This is a genomic window from Streptomyces sp. NPDC000229 (assembly GCF_040300825.1).
Taxonomy (GTDB): Bacteria; Actinomycetota; Actinomycetes; order Streptomycetales; family Streptomycetaceae; genus Streptomyces.
Genome location: NZ_JBEPEL010000001.1, coordinates 13906 through 38089, shown reverse-complemented (window position 1 = coordinate 38089; position 24184 = coordinate 13906). Strand labels below are relative to the sequence as shown.

The window sequence follows — 24184 nt, the reverse complement described above, 5'->3', positions numbered from 1 at the left end:
CGGAGGAGCCCCCGGCGCGCGACGCGCCGGGGGCTCCTCACGGTGAACGGTCAGGCGGACTTGGCCGCCACCAGCTTCTGCCGGGCGAACCCGACGGCGGCCAGGCACAGCGTCAGGCCGCCGGTGTAGTACAGCTGGATGCGGGTGTCCGGCTCACGCGCCATCAGGACGAAGACCGCCGCCATGCCGGCGAGCGCCACCCAGGTCAGGTACGGGTACAGCCACATCTTCACGACCAGCTTCTCGGGCGCCTCGCGCTCCAGCCGGCGGCGCAGCGTCAGCTGGGACACGGCGATGAAGAACCACACCACCAGGATGATCGCGCCGATCATGTTGAGCAGCCAGGCGAAGAGGTCGTCCGGCCGCCAGTAGCTGAGCAGGACGCACACGAAGCCGAACGCCGACGAGGTCAGCACCGCGATGCGCGGCACCCCGCCGGAGATCCGGCCGAGCAGCTTCGGGCCCTGGCCGCGGGCCACCAGCGAGCAGGCCATGCGGGAGGCGCCGTAGATGTTGGCGTTCATCGCGGAGAGCAGGGCGATGAGCACGACCACGTTCATGATCTGACCGGCGGCCGGGATGCCCAGGAAGTCCAGGGTGGCGACGTAAGGGCCCTTCTTGGCGACCGACTCGTGGGTCCAGGGCAGCAGCGTCACGACGACGGCCATCGAGCCGACGTAGAAGATCGCGATCCGCCACATCGCCGTACGCACGGCCTTGGCGACGCCCTGGACCGGGTGCTCGGACTCGGCGGCGGCGATGGTGACCGTCTCCAGGCCGCCGTACGCGAAGACCGAGGCGAGAAGACCGACGATCAGGCCCTCCGTGCCGTTGGGCATGAAGCCGCCGTGGCCGGTGAGGTGGGTGGCGCCGGGGGAGTCCGTGCCGGGCAGGACGCCCGCGATGGCCAGGACGCCGATGCCCAGGAAGAGGACGATCGCGCCGACCTTGAGCGCGGCGAACCAGAACTCGAACTCACCGAAGTTCTTCACGGCCGCCAGGTTCGTGGCGCAGAAGAGCGTCATGAACAGGGCCACCCACACCCACTCCGCGGTGCCGGGGAACCAGGCCACCATGATCTGCGCGGCGCCCATGCCCTCCAGGCCGACCGCCACACACATCAGGAACCAGAAGGACCAGCCCGCCGTGAAGCCCGCCCACGGGCCGATGGCCCGCTCGGCGTGCACCGAGAACGAGCCGGAGGCCGGGTTGGCCGCCGACATCTCGCCCAGCATGCGCATCACGAGCATGACGAGGGCGCCGGAGAGCGCGTACGCCAGGACGATCGACGGACCGGCGGCCGCGATGGCCTGGCCGGAGCCGACGAACAGTCCGGCGCCGATGACACCGCCGAGGGCGATCATCGACAGGTGTCGTTGCTTGAGGCCGTGCGTGAGCGGCGCGTCGCCAGGCGGCGAGTCGACCGGAGCCGACTCGGCGGGCGCGGTGGTCCGAGACATGGGCGTGCCCTGTTCCGTAGCTGAGACGGGTGACGGAGGTACGTGTGCGGCCCACGAGTCCGGGCCGGGGCACAGTCTGGGCGGGCGCACCGCTCACAGGGAACAACTGCCCGCTATACGGACACTGTGCTCACACAATGTGAACGATCACCCACACAACCATCACACCGGTCGGGTGCGCAACTCCCTTACCCACGCCACCACCAGCACCGCCCCGGTCGCCGCCGCCGACCACAGCACCTGCGGCCGCGCCCCGTCGTCCAGCAGCATCAGCACCAGGACTGCCGCCATCGACGCGAGCGCCGCCCACGTCAGCCACGGGAAGCCCCACATCTTCAGGGTCAGCTTCTCGGGCGCCTCACGCTCGATACGAGGCCGCAGCCGCAGCTGCGACACCGCGATCAGGCTCCAGACGAACAGAAGCACCGCCCCGACCGCGTTCAGCATGTAGAGGAAGACCGAGTCCGGCCACTTCAGGTTGAGGAGTACGGAGACGAAGCCGAACGCCACCGACGCCAGCACCGCCCGGCGCGGCACCCCTCCGCCCGACACCGCGAGCAGCCCCTTCGGCGCCTCGCCCCGCTCCGCGAGCGAGAAGACCATCCGGGACGAGCCGTACAGGTTGGCGTTGAGCGCCGACAGCAGCGCCACGAACACCACGACGTTCATGATCTGACCGGCGGCCGGCACCCCGACCGCGTCCAGCACCGCCACGTACGGGCTCTGCCCCGGCTCCATCGACGTCCAGGGCAGCAGCGTCACGATGACCAGCATCGAACCGACGTAGAAGAAGAGGATGCGCCACACGGCGCTGCGCACCGCGCGCGCCACATTGCGGGCCGGGTCCTCCGACTCGGCGGCGGCGATCGTCACCACCTCCAGCCCGCCGAACGCGAACACCACCGCCAGCACCCCGGACACGACCCCGTCCCAGCCGTTGGGGAGGAAACCGCCCTGCCCGGTCAGGTTCGCGAGCCCCACCGGGGAGGTGTCCGGCAGCCATCCGGCGATCGCCGCCACACCCAGCAGCAGGAACAGCACGATCGCGCCGACCTTCAGCGCGGCGAACCAGAACTCGAACTCACCGAAGTTCTTCACCGCCGCCAGGTTGGCGACCGTGAACACCACCATGAAGATCAGCACCCAGGTCCACTGCGGAACGCCCGGCACCCAGCCGTTCGCGATCCGGGCCGCGCCCGTCGCCTCCACCGCGAGCACGACCACCAGCAGGAACCAGTACAGCCACCCGACCGAGAACCCGGCCCACCGGCCCAGCGCCCGCTCCGCGTGCACCGAGAAGGCACCCGACGCCGGCATCGCCGCCGACATCTCCCCGAGCATCCGCATGATCAGCATCGCGAGCGCACCCGCGATCAGATACGACAGCACGATTCCCGGCCCGGCGACCGCGATGCCGGCGCCCGAGCCGACGAACAGCCCGGCGCCGATCACCCCGCCGAGGCCGAGCATCGTCAGGTGCCGCTGCTTCAGCCCGTGCGACAGGGGCTCGGGCGCCGGGGCGAGCGGCGTGGGCGGGGCGTCGTGCATGGCGCTCGTACTCTCAGGTGTTTGGAAGGACCCCACAGTCTCTCCGCTCACGCCCTCCTGGTGCAAAAGGGACCGTCCACTCGGCGTCCCTAGTGACGAGCGTCACGCCGATCGTGGCATGTCCCAGTTCTTTGTGTGAACCCCACCAACGCCAGGTCAACCGCTTTGTGGTCGGCTGACGGTGATCGGTCGTTCACCCGTGGGCTACGGTCAGCCTGTCCTGAACGCCTTTCACCCTGCCGGAGCCCCGATGAGCACTGCCGCCGCCCCCATCCGCCACGGAGCGGTCCTCGCCGATCTGCTTCCGGCGACCCGCGCCCGCGACATCGCGCTCGTCGCCGGCGGTGCCGTGCTCACCGGCATCGCCGCCCAGATCGCCGTGCCGGTCCCCGGCTCGCCGGTCCCCGTCTCCGGACAGACCTTCGCCGCCCTGCTCGTCGGCACCGCACTCGGCGCCCGCCTCGGCTTCCTCTCCCTCGCGCTGTACGCGGTGGCGGGCATGGCCGGCGTGCCGTGGTTCGCCCAGGCCACCTCCGGGTACGCGATGCCCTCCTTCGGCTACATCCTCGGCATGCTGCTCGCCGCCACCGTCGTCGGCGCCCTCGCGCGGCGCGGCGCCGACCGCTCCGTCCCGCGCATGGCGGGCGCCATGGTGCTCGGCTCGCTGATCATCTACGCGGTCGGCGTGCCCTACCTGGCCCTGGCGACCGGCATGACCCTGCCGCAGGCGGTGGCCGCGGGCCTGACGCCCTTCCTGATCGGCGACGCGCTCAAGGCGGCGCTGGCGATGGGCGTGCTGCCCACGGCGTGGAAGGTCATCGGCCGGAAGGGCTGACTCCGTAGCTCCCGTAGCCTCCGTAGTTCCGCGAGAAGAGGTTCGCCGGGTCGTACTGCTCCTTGACCCGGGCGAGCCTCTTCGCCGTTTCCGCGTCGTACAGCCCCTCGCCCCGGTCGCCCGCGGCGAAGCTGAAGTTGAGCGAGCGGCCCGTCGTCACGTGTGCCAGGGCCGCGAAGACCTCCTCGTACCGCTGCCTGACGGCTCCCACGTCCGTACCGTCCAGGCCCGACAGCACCTGCACCAGGAAGCGCGCGTCGCGGTGCGGCACCGCGTTCGGCCGGTCCTCGGCCAGCGCCCCGCCCAGGTGCCGGATCTGCGTCACGGTCCACACCGGGGAGCGGGGCCCCGTCAGCGTCAGCAGCCGCCGGGCGTCCGCGACCGGCAGCTCACGCACCATCACGCTCTCCCCGTAGTACGCGTGCGGCTGCTCCGGGTCGCTGTGGATCGTCGCCGACTCGGTGTACGGCATCTCCCGCAGCGAGTCCTCCACCGCCGCCCCGACCGCCCGCAGCGGCGCCACCAGCCGCTCGCCCTCCGCCGCGCCGCCGGTGTACGCCACACGGACCGACGCGGTGTACCGGCCCCGCAGAGGGGCGGGCACGAACGGCACGTCGGGGACGACCATCACACTCAGGGCCGAGGTCAGCGTCACCGGCACGGTCCGCGTCCACTCCAGATACGTACGGACCGCGTCGTCGACCAGGCCGTCCGCGAACACGAGGGACCCCCCGTACAGCCGCGCCACCGGCACCAGGCCGACCTCCATCGCGGTGACGACGCCCAGGGTGTGCCCGCCGCCCAGCAGCGCCCCGTACAACTCGGCACCGGACTGCGCGGTGACGCGACGCCGCTCGCCGTCGGCGGTCACGACCTCCACCGCGCGTACGTGGTCGGCGGCGTACCCGAACTCCCTCGCCAGGATGCCCAGTCCGCCGCCCAGCGTGTACGAGACGGCGCCCACACCCGGCGCGGAGCCGTTCAGCGGCGCCAGCCCGTACGGCGCGGCCGCTTCGACGACCTGGCCCCAGCGGACGCCCGCCTCGATCCGGGCGGTGCGCGCCTCCGGGTCGATCGTCACGCCGTCCATACGGCGCGTGGAGACAAGGACGCCGCCCTCGGCGGCCCCGGGCAGCCCGTGCCCGGTGGCGTGGACGCCCACCGGCAGGCCGCGCCCGGCGGCGTACGCGACGGCCCGGCGCACGTCGTCGGCGTCGGTCGCGGCGACCACCAGGTCGGGCCGCAGGGCGAAGCCGGTCTGGAAGCCGGCGAGCTCGGCGTCGTACCCGGCGTCGCCGGGGCGATACGTGATCATGGGAAAGGCTCTCCGTCCACTCGGTGGTGTACGGAGAGCCTTTCGCCGATACCTGACAGGATCCGTCAGGTATTGATCTGCTTCTTGCGAGCCCGGTCGAGGACGACGCCGATGGTCACGACGACGACCGCGACGAAGACCGAGGACAGGACCACCTCGCGGTTGTCCTTGTCGTAGACCATGTAGGCGAGCACGAAGGTGATCATCGCGGCGGTCGCCCACGTCAGGTACGGGAAGAGCCACATCTTCACCGTCACCTTCTCGGGCGCCTCGCGCAGCAGGATCCCGCGCATCCGCAGCTGCGTGAAGCAGATGACCAGCCAGACGAACAGGGCGACCGCGCCGGACGAGCTCAGCAGGAAGTCGAAGACCGTGTCCTTGAACGCGTAGTTGAAGTAGACGGCGGCGAAGCCGAAGGCGACCGAGGCCAGGATGGCGGCCGTCGGCACACCCTTGGCGTTGGCCTTGGCGAAGGCCTTCGGCGCGTCACCGCGCTCGCCCAGCGAGAACGCCATGCGGGAGGCGGTGTACAGGCCCGAGTTCAGGCAGGACAGCACGGCCGTCAGCACGATCACGTTCATGATCTGGCCGGCGTGCGGGATGCCGATGGAGTCCAGGGCGGCGACGTACGAGCCCTTCTCGACGATCGACTTGTCGTTCCACGGCAGCAGGGTCAGGACGACGAAGATCGAGCCCAGGTAGAAGACGGCGATGCGCCAGATCACGCTGTTGGTGGCCTTGGTGACCGCGCGGCGCGGGTCCTCGGACTCACCGGCGGCGAGCGTGACGATCTCGCTGCCCATGAAGGAGAAGACGACCATCAGTACGCCGGTGAGGATGGCGCCGGCGCCGTTCGGCATGAAGCCGCCGGTGTCCGTGAGGTGCGCGAAGCCCGCCCCCGGGTTGTCGGAGCCCGGCAGGAAGCCGAACACGGCCAGCAGACCGATCACGACGAAGGCGCCGATGGCGACGACCTTGATGCCCGCGAACCAGAACTCGAACTCGCCGTACGACGAGACCGAGGCGAGGTTGGTGGCGGTCAGCACCACCATCACGATGAGCGCCCAGGCCCACTGCGGCACGGCCGGTATCCAGCCCTCCAGGATCACCGCGCCCGCGGTCGCCTCGACCGCCAGCACCACCACCCAGAAGAACCAGTACAGCCAGCCGATCGAGAAGCCCGCCCAGCGGCCGAGCGCGCGGTCGGCGTACGCGGAGAACGAGCCCGAGTTCGGGCTCGCGGCCGCCATCTCGCCCAGCATCCGCATCACGAAGACGACCAGTGCGCCGACGAGGGCGTACGAGACGAGGATGGCGGGACCGGCCTTGGCGATGCCGCCGGACGACCCGACGAACAGGCCGGCGCCGATCACTCCGCCGATCGCGATCATGGAAAGGTGGCGGTTCTTGAGCCCCGCCTTGAGACCGTCTGAGGACTGCGGAGTACCGGGTTCGCCGGTCGCTCCGCCTTCCTTCTGCAGGGTCTGCTGCGTCGTCATGGACGAATCCTTATGTCTGGGGTGCACTCGGGTCACGAGCCCGTGCATTGAAACCCGAGACGGGGAGAGGCCGAAAGAGCCGATTCCGGATCGTGATACGCGGGCCCCGCTGACAGCTGCCCGGCGGCGTGCGTGCCACACTCGGACCCATGCGCGTGTACCTCGGCTCCGACCATGCCGGCTTCGAACTCAAGAACCACCTCGTCGAGTGGCTCAAGGCCCACGGCCACGAGCCCGTCGACTGCGGCCCCCACATCTACGACGCCCAGGACGACTACCCGCCGTTCTGCCTCCGCGCGGCCGAGAAGACCGCCGCGGACCCGGACAGCCTGGGCATCGTGATCGGCGGCTCCGGCAACGGCGAGCAGATCGCCGCGAACAAGGTGAAGGGCGTCCGGGCGGCGCTCGCCTGGAGCGAGCAGACGGCCGCGCTCGGCCGCGAGCACAACAACGCGAACGTCGTCGCCATCGGCGGCCGGATGCACTCCGTGGAGGAGTCCACGAAGTTCGTGGAGACCTTCCTCAACACCCCGTACTCGGGTGAGGAGCGTCACACGCGCCGCATCGAGATGCTGTCGGCCTACGAAACCACCGGCGAGCTCCCCCCGATCCCGGCCCACCACCCCCAGCAGGACTGACCCCGTAGGGGCGGGCGGCCGCCCCGTTGTCGGCAACGTCCCGCACGGCGGGTCCCGTTGTGGGCAACGTCCGGTGGGTCCCGTTGTGGGCAGTCGTGCCGCAGGGCGGGACGGGTGGGCACAACGGGACGGGGCGGTGCCCTTGCTCGGTGCGCCCCTGGCGCGGCCGGTGGGTGGGGTCGCGGCCCCTCCGGGCTCACCTCCTCGCGGTCGGCGGGGCACCCCACCGGTCGGGTGACCGTGCGTCGCCGCCGATCCGCTGCGGGAGCGACCCTGCACGGCCACACCCCGGGCGGTACGCCGGGTGCGGGACTCACACATTCGAGGAGACGCTCAGCCATGCCCGAAGGGCATACGATCCACCGCCTCGCCGAGGACCATCTCGCCCGCTTCGGGGGCCGCGCCGTCCGCGTCACCAGCCCCCAGGGCAAGTTCTCCGACAGCGCCGCGATGCTCGACGGCGGCGTCCTCGACGATGTCGACGCCCACGGCAAGCACCTGTTCCTCGGGTTCGAGGGCACCGGCTGGGTCCATATCCACCTCGGTCTCTTCGGCAAGGTGGGGTTCGGTGACGCGCCCGCGCCGCCCCCCACCGACACGGTGCGGCTGCGGATCGCCGGCGCCGGGGCGTACATGGACCTCCGCGGGCCCACCACCTGCGCCCTGATCACCGAGCCGGAGAAACGGGCGATACACGAGCGGCTGGGGCCGGACCCGCTCAGGAACGGTGACGACCCGGACAAGGCGTGGCGGCGGATCTCCAGGAGCCGCACCACCATCGCCGCCCTGCTCATGGACCAGAAGGTCATCGCGGGCGTCGGCAACGTCTACCGCGCCGAGGTCCTCTTCCGGCACGGCATCGACCCCTACCGCGCGGGCAAGGACCTCAGCCGGGCCGAGTGGGACGCGATGTGGGCCGATCTCGTCCTGCTGATGCGCGAGGGCGTACGCAACAACCGCATCGACACCGTCCGTCCCGAGCACACCCCCGAGGCCATGGGCCGCCCGCCGCGCGTGGACGACCACGGCGGCGAGGTGTACGTCTACCGCCGGGCCAACCTGCCCTGCCACATCTGCCGCGGCGAGATCCGCACCGCCGGCCTCGCCGCCCGCAACCTCTTCTGGTGCCCCTCCTGTCAGAAGCCGTGAGGCAGCCAGGGCGCGACCGGGGAACCGAAGGCCAAGGACGCCTCGGCCAGGGCACCCCGCCGCAGCTCCCGCACCAGGCCGGCGCCCGCCAGGGACGCCAGTGACTGCCCGCCCAGGTACGCCGCGCCCAGCTCCCGTACCGACAGGGCGAGGTCCGCGGCGTCGCCCGTGCGGGAACACACCGCGCCCTTGGGGTCGCCGGACAGCCGCCAACGCCCCGTGTTCCACGGGCAGAAGGCGTCGTCCACCTCCAGGACCACGTCCACCGGCGCCTGGTACGTACGGGCCTCCAGCGCCGCGCCCACGTCCACCAGCCGTACGTGCAGCCCGTCCTGCACACGCACGGCGCAGCGCCGGATGTCGGAGACCAGGTGCTGCCACGGGTCGTCCACCGGGCGGTTGTGGACCTGGAGCGTCGACATCAGGTCGATCCCGCACAGGAACCGCCACACCGCCGCGTAAGCCGCCGGGTCCAGCGCGCCCGTGCTCCGCAGCCGCACCGTGCCCTTCGGCACCGACGCCGCCCACTCCGGCTTGGTGCTGTACAGCGCGAACCCCACGGTCTCCCCGTCCCGCTCGGCCAGTACGCACTGCAACGGCGACGCCCCGTCCCGGGATTCCGGCGGGTCCAGCAGCGGCAGCCGTTCCCAGCCGGGGCGGCGGGCGAGCATCCCCGGCCGCTCGGCGACCAGCCGCGCGTACACGGCCTCGCACGCCCCGCTCGCCTCCGTGGGCGGGACGAGCCGCAGGGCTACGTCATCCGTCGCCTCGGGTACGGACAGCCGCACCCGATCCGTATCGATCTCCGCGCGCAGCTGCCGGGTGGCGATGCCGTACCCGAATCGCCCGTAGATGGCCGGTTCCGACGCCGTCAGCACGGCCAGCGGCTCGCCCCAGGCGAACACGTCGTCGAGCTGGCGCCGCATCATCGACGTGAGGATCCCGCGCCGCCGGTGCGTCGACGCCACGCTCACCATCGTCACGCCCGCCGCCGGCACCAGCGCGCCCCCCGGCACGGACAGCCGGAACGTGAACGCCCCGGCCGTACCGACGCACACGTCGCCGTCCCAGACGCCGATCGACCGCTCGCGCTCGGTGAGCGCGTCCCACAGTTCCCGCTCCTGGGGGCTCTCCGGCACACCTCCGAACGCCAGGTCCAACTGCCTGAACCAGCAGTCCCATTCGGCCGAGCGGAGCACCCGTAACTCTGTCGTCATATGCCATGCGTATCAGGCACCCGGCACCGGGGCGACCCAATTTCGAACACAATGTCACAGGGGTCCCCCTGCACGGGGCCCCACCGGGTGGATAGGGTCCAGGCCAATGGCCCGCAGCGCACGAGTGGACGCGTACCTGGCCCGGATGCGGAAGAACGCACGCCGGGTCAAAGTCGCGCTGCGCAAATCCGGCGTCGACTACTTCCGGGGCGACGGCTCCGACTGGATCGCCCTGGCGGGCCTGCTGCTCACCGTCCCGGCGATCACCTTCCTCACCATCACCACTCCCGTGTGGGCGGCCCCGGCCGCGCTCGTCCTGCCCATCGTCGCGGGCGGCCTGCTCCTGCGCCCGGCGAGCCTGCTCGCCCTGTACGCGGCGGCCGCCGGCGCCCTGATCGTCGAGTCCGCCGTCCTCGGCCCGTACACCGAGGGCGCCGCGCGGGTCACGCCCGGCACGGTCCTGGTGGTGGCCGCCTGCGGGCTGTTCGGGCTGCTGATAGCCCAGTTCCGGGCCCGGGTCGGCGTGCCGTGGCGGCGCGGCGGCACGATGCTGTTCGACCTGCGTGAACGCATCCGGGTGCAGAGCGCACTGCCCCGGCTGCCCAAGGGCTGGCACCACGAGATGGCGCTGCGCCCGGCGGGCGGCCAGTCCTTCTCGGGCGACTTCGTCGTCGCGGCTCGCACGCACGGCGGGCGCACCCTGGAGGTCGTCCTGACCGACGTGTCCGGCAAGGGCATGGACGCGGGCTCCCGCGCCCTGCTGCTGTCCGGCGCCTTCGGCGGGCTGCTCGGCTCTCTGCCGCCGCACGGCTTCCTCCCGGCGGCCAACGGCTACCTGCTGCGCCAGGACTGGGACGAGGGCTTCGCCACCTCGATCCACCTGGTGCTGGATCTCGACACGGGCGACTACGAGTTGCTGTCGGCGGGCCACCTTCCTGCGCTGCAACTGCACGCGGGCAGCGGGCGGTGGGAGGAGAAGAGCGGTGAGGGCCCGCTGCTGGGCGTGTACGACGGCGCCGAGTTCCATCCGGTCAAGGGTTCGTTGCGGCCCGGTGACGTCCTCATGCTGTTCACCGACGGCCTGGTGGAGGCGGCGGACCGGGACATCGCCGAGGGCATCGACCGGCTCACCGGCGAGGCCGACCGCTATGTGGCGTCCGGCTTCCAGGGTGCGGCCTGGCACCTCATCGAAGCGTGCGCCAAGGACGTCAACGACGACCGGGCGCTGCTGCTCATCACTCGTGACGCGTAGGGGGACGGCATGGCGTATCTGACACTGGTCGAGGTCGAGGCGATCGCCCGGGAGGCCCACGCCGGCCAGACCGACAAGGCGGGCCGTCCCTACACCGAGCACCTCCGGGCGGTGGCCGAGGGGGTGCGGGTCCGGGGCGGCAGCGACGAGCAGGTGGCCGCGGCCTGGCTGCACGACGCCGTGGAGGACGACAGGCTGTCCGAGGACTGGCTCCGGGACGCCGAGCTGCCGCGATCCGTCAAGGACATGGTGCTGGCACTGACCAAGCGGCCGGGCGAGGACCTGGAGGCGTACACCTCCCGCGTCCTGGCCGTGGAGGGCGCCCGCCTGGTCAAGGAGGCCGACCTCGCGCACAACGCCGACCCGGACCGCCTGGCCGTCCTGGACGAGGCGACCCGGGCGCGGCTGACGGCCAAGTACGCGCGGACCCGGGCCCTGCTCGGCCTCAGCGGCGCTTGAGCTCCGCGGCGTCGCGGCGGAACGCCCACTCCATCCTCGGTTCGGTCACCCACCGCAGCGCCCGCCGCACCGGTGGGGTGCACATCGCGGTCACCGCGGCGGCGGCCACCACCGTGACGACGACCCGCCCGAGGGGGGTGCCCAACTCGTACGCGGGGACGAGCGCCCAGTAGTCCATGGCCTTCACCAGGAACCCGTGCAACAGGTAGCCGCAGATGGTGCCCGCCCCGAGGACGGTGAACCAGGTCCGCCGGCGCGGCACCCAGGCGAGGAACGCCGCGGTCAGCACCAGGGCGCAGCCGAACAGGGCGAAGGTCATGACCGGTCCCGCCCACCAGGGCGCGTCCAGCTCCTCGGCGCTGGTGGAGCGGTAGAACCAGCCCATCCGGATGTCCGGCGCGATCCAGTACGTGAACGCCAGGGCGCCCAGCGCGACCGGCACGGCCGCAAGCCGGACCGCGCGGCCGCGGACCAGCTCGAAGTGTTCGGGCCGCAGCGACAGGCCCAGCACGAAGAACGGCAGGAACTGGAGGATCCGCTGGAGGTCCAGGTCCTGGCCGATCCCGGGGGTGAGCGCACCGAGCGCGGCGATGACCAGGGCGACGGGCAGCGGGTGGCGCAGGGTGCGCCACAGGGGTGTGGACAGCCGCCAGGCGAACAGCGCGATCAGGAACCAGGTGAGGTAGATCGGGTCGGTCAGGCTGAGGGCCTGCTCGGGGGTGTGGCCGGCCCACCGCCGGTAGAGGGAGTACGCCACCTCGAACACCACGTACGGCACGACGAGCCCGGTGACCAGGCGCTTCAGCTGGTCGGGCCGGCCGGTGAAGCTCCGTGAGAAGTACCCGGAGATCACGATGAACGCCGGCATGTGGAAGGTGTAGACGAACATGTAGAGCGCCCTGGTCGCCCGGCTGCCGTCCATGACGGGCTCCCACGCGTGCGCCATGGCGACGAGCACGATCGCCAGGTACTTGGCGTTGTCGAAGAACGCGTCCCGGCCGGGTCTGTCCGCACCGCGTGCGCGGGTGCTCGTGGTGGTCTCGGGCTCCCTGACCGGTGGGAGCAGGGTCTGCTGATTTCCATGCGGAGCCTGGAACATCTGAGGCACCCTAGCCACGGTTCCGCCAATTCGTAAAACCCGGGGAAAGTCCCTGTCATTCGTATCTGACACCACCCGCAACCACACCCTATGCCCCAATTAATCCCCCTTAAACAGGGCATAACGCTACGCGTTCTTTGACGAAGAATTACTCGGCGGACACGCTGCGAATTTCCTGTGTCCAATATGTGTGTGGCGCGAAACGATCACATTGAATTCGTAGTCGGCTTTTCCGTCCGCCGCCCGGGCCGCCCACGGCCGCGGCGCGTGCTTGTGTGAACGATGTGTCAGCGGGCCTCACACGTGGGGAGGTTGGTGGCACGATGGAGCGAACGGGGGGCGCCGGGCCGTGCACCCCCGGGGCCGGCAAGGTGGACCGACCGAGGGTGTGTGATCAGTTGTGGCCATTTCACTGTCCGTGGTGCTGCTGTTGGCGATCATTCTGGTGGTGATGATCCGCGGCGGCTCCCTCAAGGCGGGCCCGGCGATAGTCGCCGTCCTTTTCGGTTTCTTCCTCGCCTCGTCCGGCATGGCGCCGTCGATACAGCGCTTCCTCAACTCGCTCGCGGCCACCATCAACCAGATCAGTTTCTGATCCTCCACCGGGTCGCAGCAGGCCATGGCCGGTCCGAGACTGGAAGAGGGGAGTCGGTCGAGGAGGACTCATGACGGGAATGACGCGCGAGGACATCCCCGTCGCCATCGAGGGCGACGGCGTGGAGCTGCGGATGCGGGAGGCCGGAGGCGACATGACCGTCGCGTTCGCGCGCCTGCCCAAGGGCATGGACATGGGGCCCGCCCTCAAGGGCATGCCCGGCGATCTGTGCCAGTGCCCGCACTGGGGCTACCTGTTCAAGGGGCGGGTGAAGATGCGCACCCGGGGCGGCGAGGAGGTCTACGAGGCGGGGCAGGCCTTTTACTGGGAACCCGGCCACGCGCCCGAGGCCCTGGAGGACTGCGAGTACCTGGACTTCTCGCCGACCAAGGAGTTTCGCGAGATCATCGCCCATGTGAAGGCCCAGATGGGCTGACACGACAACGGCCCGGGGAAAGCTCTCCGAGCCTCCCACCGGGCCGTGACCGGATGGAGCGGGCGACGGGAATCGAACCCGCGTAGCTAGTTTGGAAGACTAGGGCTCTACCATTGAGCTACGCCCGCAGGCAACGCACCGCGGGTCACAGGACCGCGGCACGAACGCATGGTCATCGTAGCGGGTCGGGCCGGGTCGTCGCACACTCCTTAAAGATGCCGACGCACCGCCGTGGGGCATGTACCCTACGTGTCGCACCGACGGGGTGTGGCGCAGCTTGGTAGCGCGTCCGCTTTGGGAGCGGAAGGCCGTGGGTTCAAATCCCGCCACCCCGACCACACCGGACGCGCCGGATCATGCGCGCAACCAAGATCACATTGTGGGCCTCATCCCGCTTGCGGTTACTATGCAAGCTGCGTGCCCGTGTGTCTCTCTGACCGGGCCGAATCCGCCGGAACCGCCCGCAAGCGGCGTCGGCAGAATCCAAGAATCAGCCACCAAGGAGACCGAACCGTGAAGAGCGCCGTGGAGACCCTGAACCCGACCCGGGTTCGGCTCACTGTCGAGGTGCCCTTCGAGGAGCTCAAGGACAGCCTCGACGCGGCGTACAAGAAGATCAACCAGCAGGTCACGGTCAAGGGCTTCCGCAAGGGCAAGATCCCGGCTCGTGTCATCGACCAGCGGTTCGGCCGTGGTGCGGTGCTGGAGGAGGCCGTCAACGACGCCCTCCCGAAGTTCTACACCGAGGCCGTCAACGAGGCCGACGTCAACCCGCTGGGCCAGCCCGAGGTCGACATCACCGAGCTGAAGGACGGCGAGCTGCTGGCCTTCACCGCCGAGGTCGACATCCGCCCGACGATCGAGATCCCGGACTACTCCGGCATCGAGGTCACCGTCGACGCCGTCGAGGTCACCGACGAGGACGTCGAGAAGTCCGTGCAGCAGCTGCGCGACCGCTTCGCCTCCACCAACCCGGTCGAGCGCGCCGCCGCCGAGGGCGACGTCGTGACGATCGACCTGGAGGCCAAGGTCGACGGCGAGGTCCTGCCGGACGGTGTCGCCAGCGGCGTGCAGTACACGATCGGCTCCGGTGAGCTCCTCGACGGCATCGACGAGGCCGTGACCGGCCTGGAGGCCGGTGGCGAGGCCACCTTCACCTCCGAGCTGAAGGGCGGCTCCGCCGAGGGCAAGGAGGCCGAGGTCACCGTCAAGGTCACCCAGGTCGCCGCCCGTGAGCTCCCCGAGCTCGACGACGACTTCGCCCAGATGGCGTCCGAGTTCGACACCCTCGAGGAGCTGAAGGCGGACAGCCGCAAGCGCCTCGAGAACATGAAGCAGTACGACCAGGCCACCCAGGCCCAGGAGCGCGTCCTGGACGAGCTGCTGAAGCTGGCCGAGGTGCCGATCCCCGAGAAGCTCCTCGAGGACGAGGTCAACACCCGCAAGCACAACCTGGAGCACCACCAGCTCGGCCAGATGGGTCTGACCATCGAGAAGTACCTGGAGCTCCAGGGCAAGACCCTCGAGGAGTTCGAGGCCGAGACCCGCGAGCAGGCGGTCAAGGGCATCAAGACCCAGTTCATCCTGGACGAGCTGGTCAACCAGGAGAAGCTCAACGTCAACCAGGAGGAGCTCACCGAGCACCTCATGCGGCGTGCGGCCTCCTCCGGCATGAGCCCCGACCAGTTCGCCAAGGCCGTCGTCGAGGGCGGCCAGGTGCCGATGCTCGTCGGCGAGGTCGCCCGCGGCAAGGCCCTCGCGGTCGTCGTCGAGGCCGCCAAGGTCGTCGACACCAACGGTGAGCCCGTCGAGCTGGACGACGACGAGGACGAGACCGCCGAGACGGTCGAGGCCTCCTCCGAGGAGTCCGAGGACAAGGCCGAGGACAAGCCCGAGGCCTGATCCCCGGCCCCGGCAAGAACGGTCCGACGGGCCCGACCGCACCGCGTGCGGTCGGGCCCGTCGCCGTACGGGCCGGGCCCGCCCCCGCCCCGCCCCGGACGGCCCGCGCGGCCCCTCGTCGGCCCAACTACCTTGCGCTCCCAGCGAACAGTTCGGGAACCGGGATGGCGCCCGCCGACCAGCGCGTTAGGGTCCATGAATACGAGGGCAGGGGAGTACCCGCCCCCAGTACGCAACACGCTGAGACGGCCGGAGCCGTCAGAGACGAGCAGGTGGATACGTGACGAATCTGATGCCTTACGCCGCGGGTGAGCCGTCCATCGGTGGTGGCCTCGGCGACCATGTCTACAACCGGCTGCTCGGCGAGCGGATCATCTTCCTCGGCCAGCAGGTCGACGACGAGATCGCGAACAAGATCACCTCGCAGATGCTGCTCCTTGCCGCCGACCCGGACAAGGACATCTACCTGTACATCAACAGCCCGGGTGGCTCGGTGACGGCAGGCATGGCCATCTACGACACCATGCAGTACATCCCGAACGACGTCGTCACCATCGGTATGGGCATGGCGGCCTCCATGGGCCAGTTCCTGCTCACCGGCGGCGCCACCGGCAAGCGTTTCGCACTGCCGAACACCGACATCCTGATGCACCAGGGCTCCGCCGGCATCGGCGGTACCGCCTCGGACATCAAGATCCAGGCCGAGTACCTCCTCCGTACCAAGAAGCGCATGGCCGAGATCACCGCGCGCCACTCCGGCCAGACCGTGGAGACGATCATCCGTGACGGTGACCGCGACCGCTGGTTCACCGCCGAGGAGGCCAAGGAGTACGGCCTGATCGACGACATCATGTCTGCCGCCGCGGGCGTTCCGGGCGGTGGCGGCACCGGCGCCTGAGCCGGCCCGCCCCTCGCCTCCCCAGCCCGCCGAACGCCACCAGGATGGTGAACACCCACATGAGCAACTTCTCCGCGAGCGGCCTCTACACCGGCCCGCAGGTGGACAACCGGTACGTCGTCCCGCGCTTCGTCGAGCGCACCTCCCAGGGCGTGCGCGAGTACGACCCGTACGCGAAGCTCTTCGAGGAGCGAGTGATCTTCCTCGGCGTGCAGATCGACGACGCCTCCGCGAACGACGTCATGGCGCAGCTGCTGTGCCTGGAGTCGATGGACCCGGACCGCGACATCTCCATCTACATCAACAGCCCCGGTGGCTCCTTCACCGCGCTGACGGCCATCTACGACACGATGCAGTTCGTGAAGCCGGACATCCAGACGGTCTGCATGGGCCAGGCGGCGTCCGCCGCGGCCGTCCTGCTGGCCGCCGGCACCCCCGGCAAGCGGATGGCCCTGCCCAACGCCCGCGTGCTGATCCACCAGCCGTCCGGCGGCACGGGCCGCGAGCAGCTCTCCGACCTGGAGATCGCGGCCAACGAGATCCTGCGTATGCGTACGCAGCTGGAGGAGATGCTGGCCAAGCACTCCACCCAGCCGATCGAGAAGATCCGCGACGACATCGAGCGCGACAAGATCCTCACGGCCGAGGACGCCCTGGCGTACGGCCTGGTGGACCAGATCGTCTCCACCCGTAAGAGCACCGCCGCGGCGGCAGCCTGACGGCCCCGCCTTCCCTTGGCGCGGTGTGAACCGTGCCAAGGGGGGCCCGAACACGGGGCCCGGCAAGGTACCGTCGGATATGAGGCACCAGGAGCCGGCTGAACCAAGCCGCTCCCAGGCGAAGGGGAAGCACCTCGTGGCACGCATCGGTGATGGCGGCGACCTGCTCAAGTGCTCGTTCTGCGGAAAGAGCCAGAAGCAGGTGAAGAAGCTCATCGCAGGCCCCGGTGTGTACATCTGCGACGAGTGCATCGACCTCTGCAACGAGATCATCGAAGAGGAGCTCGCGGAGACGAGCGAGGTCCGCTGGGAGGAACTCCCCAAGCCGCGCGAGATCTACGAGTTCCTGGAGGGGTACGTCGTCGGCCAGGAGCCGGCCAAGAAGGCCCTCTCCGTCGCGGTGTACAACCACTACAAGCGCGTCCAGGCCGGCGAGAACGGCGGCGGCGCGGGCCGGGACGACGCGATCGAACTCGCCAAGTCCAACATCCTGTTGCTGGGCCCCACGGGCTCCGGCAAGACGCTCCTGGCCCAGACCCTGGCCCGTATGCTCAACGTCCCGTTCGCCATCGCCGACGCGACGGCGCTCACGGAGGCCGGGTACGTGGGCGAGGACGTCGAGAACATCCTGCTGAAGCTCATCCAGGCTGCCGACTACGACGTCAAGAAGGCCGAGACGGGCATCATCTACATCGACGAGATCGACAAGGTCGCCCGTAAGAGCGAAAACCCGTCGATCACACGGGATGTGTCGGGCGAGGGCGTCCAGCAGGCCCTCCTCAAAATCCTGGAAGGCACCACGGCTTCGGTCCCGCCGCAGGGCGGCCGCAAGCACCCGCACCAGGAGTTCATCCAGATCGACACGACGAACGTGCTGTTCATCGTGGGCGGTGCCTTCGCCGGCCTGGAGAAGATCATCGAGTCGCGCGCGGGCGCGAAGGGCATCGGCTTCGGCGCGACGATCCGCTCCAAGCGCGAGATCGAGGCGAGCGACCAGTTCCAGGAGGTCATGCCGGAGGACCTGGTGAAGTTCGGGATGATCCCGGAGTTCATCGGCCGTCTCCCCGTCATCACCTCGGTCCACAACCTGGACCGCGAGGCCCTGCTGAAGATCCTCGTCGAGCCCCGCAACGCGCTGGTCAAGCAGTACCAGCGCCTCTTCGAACTCGACGGCGTGGAACTGGACTTCGACCGCCCGGCCCTGGAAGCCATCGCCGACCAGGCCATCCTCCGCGGCACGGGCGCGCGCGGCCTGCGCGCCATCATGGAAGAGGTCCTGATGTCGGTGATGTACGAGGTCCCGTCCCGCAAGGACGTGGCCCGCGTGGTCATCACGGAGGACGTCGTCCACAACAACGTCAACCCGACGCTGGTCCCGAGGGTCGTCAAGGACCCGGGCCGCCACGAGAAGTCGGCGTAGCGGGGCACGCACACCACAAGGGCGCCCGGCCGGTTCCGAGAACCGGCCGGGCGCCCTTTGTCGTGCCGGTGCGTCAGGCCTTGACGCGGACTTCCTTGCGGAACTTGCCGGTGACGTCCGCCGCCTCCTGTGCGGTGCCGGCCTTCCCCGACAGCATGCTGGCCATGTCCATGGGCAGCACCATGCCGAGGGTGCTGTGGTCGGCCCACACGCAGATGGTGGCGGTGAACTCCTTCGGCCCTGGTGAGGTCGATCCGCTCTCGGGCTTCGACTTCAACTGCTGGCACTTGAGGACGGAGCCTTCCGCCCCCGCGGGCGTGTACGCCTCCGGGCTGCCGACGAGCTCACCCTCCGCATCGCTTTCCTTCTGGGACTCGGACTTCATGTGGGCGAAGAACGCGTCCACGACCTTCTCGGGGTCCTCGATCTGACCGTAGACGCCCCCGAAGGTGAGCAACTTGCCGGACAGCGGGTTGTCCGGGCTGCCCGCCTTGTAGTTCGCCTCGACCTCCTTGCCGTTCTTGATGCCCCACTTCTCGGCGTCCTTGAGGATGTCGTCGTCGTTCGACGAGCTGCTGGTGTCGCTCGGGTCCTTCTTGTACTCGCTGAGCACCGTCTCCGGCGTCACCAGCTTGTGCGGGCCGTCGTCGGCGATGTCGGCGCCCCCACCGCCGCCGAACACGAAGTACGCGCCCACACCGATCGCCGCGACCACCGCGACCGCGCCGATGATCAGGCCCGTCTTCTTCTTGGGGGCCGGCGGCGGGGGCGGGGGGTAGGCGCCGGGGCCGGCGCCGTAGGGGGGCTGCGGGGGCTGGCCGTAGGGGCCGGGCTGCTGCGGCTGGCCGTAACCCTGCTGCGGCACGCCCTGCGGCGCCTGCTGCGGGTAGCCGTAGCCGGGCTGGGGCGCCTGCGGCTGCTGGCCGTAAGGACCCGGCTGACCGTACGGTCCGGGCTGCTGGGGCTGTCCGCCGTACGGGCCCGGCTGGTTGTAACTCATTAAGGGGCTCCCCCTCCGAATGCTTATGCGTTCCTCACATCCTGGCTGAAAGCCATGGGGCGCGGAGCGGCGGGGGGCCCAACCGTTACGGAACATTCCCGTTTCAGTACGGGCCTGTGACACCTCTAAACTGTGGCCCGTGACCGAGAACACTCAGCAGCAGCCAGCATCCGTCCCCGAACTGCCGACCCAGTACGCGCCGGCCGAGGTAGAGGGGAAGCTGTACGAGCGCTGGGTAGAGCGCGGTTACTTCACGGCCGACGCGAAGAGCGAGAAGCCCCCGTACACCATCGTCATCCCGCCGCCGAACGTCACCGGCAGCCTCCACCTGGGCCACGCCTTCCAGCACACGCTGATGGACGCCCTCACCCGCCGCAAGCGGATGCAGGGCTTCGAGGCGCTGTGGCTGCCCGGCATGGACCACGCCGGTATCGCCACCCAGAACAAGGTCGAGCAGCAGCTCGCCGAAGAGGGCAAGTCCCGCCACGACCTGGGCCGCGAGGACTTCGTCGAGCGCGTCTGGCAGTGGAAGGAGGAGTACGGCGGCAAGATCCTCGGCCAGATGCGCCGCCTCGGTGACGGCGTCGACTGGTCGCGCGAGCGGTTCACCATGGACGAGGGCCTGTCCAAGGCCGTCCAGACCATCTTCAAGAAGCTGTACGACGACGAGCTGATCTACCGCGCCGAGCGCATCATCAACTGGTGCCCGCGCTGCCTGACCGCCATCTCGGACATCGAGGTGGAGTACCAGGAGGACGACGGCGAGCTCGTCTCCATCCAGTACGGCGAGGGCGACGAGACGCTCGTCGTCGCCACCACCCGCGCCGAGACGATGCTCGGTGACACCGCGGTCGCCGTCCACCCGGACGACGAGCGGTACAAGCACCTCGTCGGCAAGCGCATCAAGCTGCCGCTGACCGACCGGACGATCCCGGTCGTCGCGGACACCCACGTGGACCCGGAGTTCGGCACCGGCGCCGTCAAGGTGACCCCGGCGCACGACCCGAACGACTTCGCGATCGGCCAGCGCCACGGCCTGGAGTCCCTGACCATCATGGACGAGCGCGGTGTCATCACCGTCCACGGCCCCTTCCAGGGCCTGGACCGGTTCGAGGCGCGCAGCGCCGTCGTCGGCGCGCTGCGCTCGCAGGGCCGGATCGTCGCCGAGAAGCGCCCGTACGTCCACTCCGTCGGCCACTGCTCGCGCTGCAAGACCACCATCGAGCCGCGCCTGTCGATGCAGTGGTGGGTCAAGGTCGGCCCGCTCGCCCAGGCCGCCGGTGACGCGGTCCGTGACGGCCGGGTGAAGATCCACCCGGAGGACATGTCGAAGCGGTACTTCGACTGGGTCGACAACATGCACGACTGGTGCATCTCGCGCCAGCTGTGGTGGGGCCACCGCATCCCCGTCTGGTACGGGCCGAACGGCGAAGTGGTCTGCGTCGGACCGGACGACGAGGCGCCCACCGGCGAGGGCTGGACGCAGGACACCGACGTCCTGGACACCTGGTTCTCCTCCGGCCTGTGGCCGTTCTCCACGCTCGGCTGGCCGGAGCGGACGCCGGACCTGGAGAAGTTCTACTCCACCGACGTCCTCCTCACCGGCCACGACATCATCTTCTTCTGGGTCGCCCGGATGATGATGTTCGGCCTGTACGCGATGGACGGCGAGGTCCCCTTCAAGACCATCGCCCTGACCGGTCTCGTCCGTGACGAGCGCGGCAAGAAGATGTCGAAGTCCTTCGGCAACGTCGTCGACCCGCTGGACTGGATGGACGCGTACGGCTCCGACGCCGTCCGCTTCACCCTGGCCCGCGGCGCCAACCCCGGCACCGACGTGCCGATCGGCGAGGACTGGGTCCAGGCGTCCCGCAACTTCACCAACAAGATCTGGAACGCCACCCGCTTCGCGCTGATGAACGGCGCGACGGTCCAGGGCCCGCTGCCCGAGCCGTCCCGGATGTCCGCCACCGACCGGTGGATCCTGTCGCGGCTGAACGCCACGGTCGCCGAAGTCGACGCGTACTACGAGGACTTCCAGTTCGCGAAGCTCTCGGACGCGCTGTACCACTTCGCGTGGGACGAGGTCTTCGACTGGTACGTCGAGCTGTCGAAGACCACGTTCTTCGGCGGCGGCGAGCCCGCCGAGGTCTCGGCCCGCGTCCTGGGCGAGGTCCTCGACGTGACGCTGCGGCTGCTGCACCCGGTGGCCCCGTTCGTCACCGAGACGCTGTGGACCTCGCTCACGGGCCAGGAGTCGCTCGTCATCGCCGACTGGCCGGCCGACTCCGGCTTCCGTGACGAGGCCGCCGAGCGCGAGATCGAGCTGGTCCAGCGGGTCGTCACCGAGGTCCGCCGCTTCCGCAAGGACCAGGGCCTCAAGGACGGCCAGAAGGTCCCGGCCCGCCTGGACACGGCCGGCACGGCGCTGGCGCCGCACGAGGCCGCCATCCGCCAGCTGCTGCGCCTCCAGCCGGAGGGCGAGGGCTTCCACGCCACCGCCTCCCTGCCGGTCGCGGGCGCCACTGTCGCGCTCGACCTGTCGGGCACCATCGACGTGGCGGCGGAGCGCAAGCGCCTCGCGAAGGACCTGGCGGCGGCCGAGAAGGAGAAGGCCCAGGCGACGGCGAAGCTCGGCAACGAGGCGTTCCTCGCCAAGGCGCCGGACAACGTCGTGGAGAAGATCCGTACGCGGCTGGCGAAGGCGGACGAGGACATCGCCCGGATCCAGAACCAGCTGGCGAGCCTTCCCGAGGCGTGACCCGTACGGCGGGGGCGCGGGGCGTGTGCCCCGCGCCCCCGCCGTTGCGGCACCGGTCCGGGTGCTGTCGGTGGGGCTCCGTAGACTGGGCCTGTGAGTGAGCAGCCCCCGTCCAGCGACAGCGACAGCGACGACTTCGACGAGATCGTGGAAGCCGCAACCGACCGAGACCCCGACCTGGCGGTGATCGAGGCCGGCAGCCGTACGCTGCGTGCCCAGGCCGGCCCGCCCCAGGCCGACGAGGCCGTCCCCGGGCGCCCCGCCGACCCGGAGGTGGACAAGGCGCTGCGGGTGGTGGAGCAGGAGCTGGCCACCCGCTGGGGCGAGACCAAGCTGGAGCCTTCGGTGACGCGGATCGCGGCGCTGATGGACGTGCTGGGCGAGCCGCAGCGCGCGTACCCCTCGATCCACATCACCGGGACCAATGGCAAGACGTCCACGGCCCGGATGATCGAGGCGCTGCTCGGCGCGTTCGACCTGCGCACCGGGCGGTACACCTCGCCGCACGTGCAGTCGATCACCGAGCGGATCAGCCTGGACGGTGCGCCGATCAGCCACGAGCGGTTCATCGAGACGTATCAGGACATCAAGCCGTACGTCGAGATGGTCGACACGTCCCAGGAATACCGGCTGTCCTTCTTCGAGGTCCTCACCGGAATGGCGTACGCGGCGTTCGCCGACGCGCCGGTGGACGTGGCCGTCGTCGAGGTCGGCATGGGCGGCAGCTGGGACGCGACGAACGTGATCGACGGCGACGTCGCCGTCGTCACCCCCATCGACCTGGACCACACGGACCGGCTCGGCACGACACACGCCGAGATCGCCGGCGAGAAGTCCGGGATCATCAAGCAGGGCGCCACCGTCATCCTGGCGCAGCAGCCGGTGGACGCGGCGCAGGTGATGCTGAAGAAGGCCGTCGAGGTCGACGCGACCGTCGCCCGCGAGGGCATGGAGTTCGGCGTCGTCTCGCGCGAGGTCGCGGTCGGCGGGCAACTGCTGACGCTGCGCGGGCTCGGCGGCGAGTACGAGGAGATCTTCCTGCCGCTGTACGGCGCGCACCAGGCGCACAACGCGGCGGTGGCGCTGGCGGCCGTGGAGGCGTTCTTCGGCGTGGGCGCCCAGGAGGCGCGGACGCTGGACGTGGACCGGATCCGCGGGGCGTTCGCCTCGGTGGTCTCGCCGGGCCGCCTGGAGGTGGTGCGGCGCAGCCCGACCGTGGTGCTGGACGCCGCGCACAACCCGGCGGGCGCGCGGGCCACGGCCGAGGGCATCAGCGAGGCGTTCGGCTTCTCCCGGCTGGTCGGTGTCGTCGGGACGAGCGGCGACAAGGACGTCCGGGGCCTGCTGGAGGCGTTCGAGCCGATCTTCGCGGAGGTCGTCGTCACCCAGAACTCCAGCCACCGCGCGATGGACGCGGACGAGCTGGCCGCGGTCGCCGTCGAGGTCTTCGGCGACGAGCGGGTGGTGGTGGAGCCGCGGCTGGACGACGCGCTGGAGGCGGCGATCACGCTGGCGGAGGAGGAGGACGAGTTCGCGGGCGCGGGCGTCCTCGTGACGGGTTCGGTGATCACTGTCGGCGAGGCCCGGCTGCTGCTGGGGAAGGGCTGAGGTTTCCTGATGCGTACGCTCTGCGCGTCCACGCTGATCGGCGAGTTTTTCGTGATCGGCTTCGCAGGCCTGGTGGCCATGAAGGACGACAGCCTGAGCATGGGCACCGTCTGGACGGTGTGCGGCATCCTGATGGCTCTGAGCGTGCTGCTGTGCGGCATGATCACCCGGCCGGGTGGGATACAGCTCGGCTGGGCGCTCCAGGTGGCGCTGATCGTCAGCGGCTTCATCGTGCCGGTCATGTTCTTCCTGGGCGCGGTGTTCGCGGGGCTGTGGTGGGCGTCGGTCCACTTCGGCCGCAAGATCGACGAAGCCAAGGCCAAGTGGGCGGCCCAGCCGCAGTAGCCCCTCCCGGCGGCTCCGGCCCCCGGGGG

At 70.0% G+C, this 24184-nt stretch carries 21 protein-coding genes and 2 tRNA genes; 15 read left to right on the top strand and 8 right to left on the bottom strand.

What is annotated here, in order from left to right; all coding sequences use genetic code 11:
- Positions 1–50: 50 nt before the first annotated feature.
- The gene (locus tag ABT360_RS00175) at positions 51–1460 is read right to left on the bottom strand and encodes an amino acid permease (protein ID WP_351808324.1); all 1410 of its coding nucleotides are present in this window, start codon (positions 1458–1460) and stop codon (positions 51–53) included.
- A gap of 162 nt (positions 1461–1622) precedes the next feature.
- Positions 1623–3008: an amino acid permease gene (locus tag ABT360_RS00170; RefSeq protein WP_351808322.1), complete on the bottom strand. Its 1386-nt coding sequence runs from the start codon at positions 3006–3008 to the stop codon at positions 1623–1625.
- Between the two features lie 250 nt (positions 3009–3258).
- Between ABT360_RS00170 and ABT360_RS00165 the strand changes: the two genes are divergently transcribed.
- Complete coding sequence (locus ABT360_RS00165) at positions 3259–3843, top strand: biotin transporter BioY (protein ID WP_351808320.1); 585 nt, start codon at positions 3259–3261, stop codon at positions 3841–3843.
- Here the strand turns inward: ABT360_RS00165 and ABT360_RS00160 are convergent.
- Together ABT360_RS00160 and ABT360_RS00155 are read right to left on the bottom strand one after the other, a co-directional pair.
- Entirely contained in the window at positions 3824–5158 is a 1335-nt protein-coding gene (locus ABT360_RS00160) for an FAD-binding oxidoreductase (protein WP_351808318.1), read from the bottom strand. The genes ABT360_RS00165 and ABT360_RS00160 overlap by 20 nt on opposite strands.
- A 65-nt stretch (positions 5159–5223) precedes the next feature.
- Positions 5224–6657, bottom strand: a complete 1434-nt coding sequence (locus tag ABT360_RS00155) for an amino acid permease (protein ID WP_351808316.1) — start codon at positions 6655–6657, stop codon at positions 5224–5226.
- A gap of 149 nt (positions 6658–6806) precedes the next feature.
- Between ABT360_RS00155 and ABT360_RS00150 the strand changes: the two genes are divergently transcribed.
- Together ABT360_RS00150 and ABT360_RS00145 are read left to right on the top strand one after the other, a co-directional pair.
- The gene (locus ABT360_RS00150; RefSeq protein WP_351808314.1) at positions 6807–7295 is read left to right on the top strand and encodes a ribose-5-phosphate isomerase; all 489 of its coding nucleotides are present in this window, start codon (positions 6807–6809) and stop codon (positions 7293–7295) included.
- A 339-nt stretch (positions 7296–7634) separates the two neighbouring features.
- Positions 7635–8444, top strand: a complete 810-nt coding sequence (locus tag ABT360_RS00145) for an Fpg/Nei family DNA glycosylase (protein ID WP_351808312.1) — start codon at positions 7635–7637, stop codon at positions 8442–8444.
- On the opposite strand, the gene ABT360_RS00140 is transcribed toward ABT360_RS00145, so the two are convergent.
- Positions 8432–9661: a GNAT family N-acetyltransferase gene (locus ABT360_RS00140; protein WP_351808310.1), complete on the bottom strand. Its 1230-nt coding sequence runs from the start codon at positions 9659–9661 to the stop codon at positions 8432–8434. The two genes, ABT360_RS00145 and ABT360_RS00140, sit on opposite strands and share 13 nt — an antisense overlap.
- Before the next feature lie 106 nt (positions 9662–9767).
- Here ABT360_RS00140 and ABT360_RS00135 point away from each other — a divergent pair, with 106 nt between their 5' ends.
- The gene (locus ABT360_RS00135) at positions 9768–10913 is read left to right on the top strand and encodes a PP2C family protein-serine/threonine phosphatase (RefSeq protein WP_351808308.1); all 1146 of its coding nucleotides are present in this window, start codon (positions 9768–9770) and stop codon (positions 10911–10913) included.
- A gap of 9 nt (positions 10914–10922) precedes the next feature.
- The gene (locus tag ABT360_RS00130; protein WP_351808306.1) at positions 10923–11372 is read left to right on the top strand and encodes an HD domain-containing protein; all 450 of its coding nucleotides are present in this window, start codon (positions 10923–10925) and stop codon (positions 11370–11372) included.
- Here ABT360_RS00130 and ABT360_RS00125 read toward each other — a convergent pair.
- Positions 11359–12471, bottom strand: coding sequence for an acyltransferase family protein (locus ABT360_RS00125; RefSeq protein ID WP_351808304.1), 1113 nt, complete (start codon positions 12469–12471; stop codon positions 11359–11361). The two genes, ABT360_RS00130 and ABT360_RS00125, sit on opposite strands and share 14 nt — an antisense overlap.
- Before the next feature lie 400 nt (positions 12472–12871).
- Between ABT360_RS00125 and ABT360_RS00120 the strand changes: the two genes are divergently transcribed.
- Positions 12872–13066 carry a hypothetical protein gene (locus ABT360_RS00120; RefSeq protein WP_351808302.1) on the top strand — a complete coding sequence of 65 codons (195 nt, stop codon included), beginning with the start codon at positions 12872–12874 and terminating at the stop codon, positions 13064–13066.
- 70 nt (positions 13067–13136) lie between these two features.
- The gene (locus ABT360_RS00115) at positions 13137–13502 is read left to right on the top strand and encodes a hypothetical protein (RefSeq protein ID WP_351808300.1); all 366 of its coding nucleotides are present in this window, start codon (positions 13137–13139) and stop codon (positions 13500–13502) included.
- Positions 13503–13556: 54 nt separating this feature from the next.
- Here the strand turns inward: ABT360_RS00115 and ABT360_RS00110 are convergent.
- Positions 13557–13630 (bottom strand) — tRNA-Gly (locus ABT360_RS00110).
- 133 nt (positions 13631–13763) lie between these two features.
- Here ABT360_RS00110 and ABT360_RS00105 point away from each other — a divergent pair.
- The 5 genes from ABT360_RS00105 (at position 13764) to clpX (ending at position 18441) form a co-directional block, all read left to right on the top strand.
- A tRNA-Pro gene (locus ABT360_RS00105) sits at positions 13764–13840 on the top strand.
- 175 nt (positions 13841–14015) lie between these two features.
- Complete coding sequence (gene tig / locus ABT360_RS00100; protein WP_351808298.1) at positions 14016–15404, top strand: trigger factor; 1389 nt, start codon at positions 14016–14018, stop codon at positions 15402–15404.
- A gap of 292 nt (positions 15405–15696) precedes the next feature.
- Entirely contained in the window at positions 15697–16302 is a 606-nt protein-coding gene (locus ABT360_RS00095; protein ID WP_351808930.1) for an ATP-dependent Clp protease proteolytic subunit, read from the top strand.
- 44 nt (positions 16303–16346) lie between these two features.
- Positions 16347–17021 carry an ATP-dependent Clp protease proteolytic subunit gene (locus ABT360_RS00090; protein ID WP_031070475.1) on the top strand — a complete coding sequence of 225 codons (675 nt, stop codon included), beginning with the start codon at positions 16347–16349 and terminating at the stop codon, positions 17019–17021.
- Positions 17022–17157: 136 nt separating this feature from the next.
- Entirely contained in the window at positions 17158–18441 is a 1284-nt protein-coding gene (gene clpX, locus ABT360_RS00085) for an ATP-dependent Clp protease ATP-binding subunit ClpX (protein WP_073751205.1), read from the top strand.
- A gap of 73 nt (positions 18442–18514) precedes the next feature.
- Here clpX and ABT360_RS00080 read toward each other — a convergent pair whose 3' ends face one another.
- Positions 18515–19441, bottom strand: a complete 927-nt coding sequence (locus ABT360_RS00080; protein WP_351808295.1) for a hypothetical protein — start codon at positions 19439–19441, stop codon at positions 18515–18517.
- A gap of 139 nt (positions 19442–19580) precedes the next feature.
- On the opposite strand from ABT360_RS00080, the gene ABT360_RS00075 reads away from it, so the two are divergent.
- The 3 genes from ABT360_RS00075 (at position 19581) to ABT360_RS00065 (ending at position 24155) form a co-directional block, all read left to right on the top strand.
- The gene (locus tag ABT360_RS00075; protein ID WP_351808293.1) at positions 19581–22202 is read left to right on the top strand and encodes a valine--tRNA ligase; all 2622 of its coding nucleotides are present in this window, start codon (positions 19581–19583) and stop codon (positions 22200–22202) included.
- 93 nt (positions 22203–22295) lie between these two features.
- A complete protein-coding gene (gene folC, locus ABT360_RS00070; RefSeq protein ID WP_351808291.1) occupies positions 22296–23810 on the top strand; it encodes a bifunctional tetrahydrofolate synthase/dihydrofolate synthase in 1515 nt (504 codons plus the stop codon).
- A 9-nt stretch (positions 23811–23819) separates the two neighbouring features.
- Positions 23820–24155 carry a DUF4233 domain-containing protein gene (locus tag ABT360_RS00065; protein ID WP_351808289.1) on the top strand — a complete coding sequence of 112 codons (336 nt, stop codon included), beginning with the start codon at positions 23820–23822 and terminating at the stop codon, positions 24153–24155.
- Positions 24156–24184 lie beyond the last annotated feature (29 nt).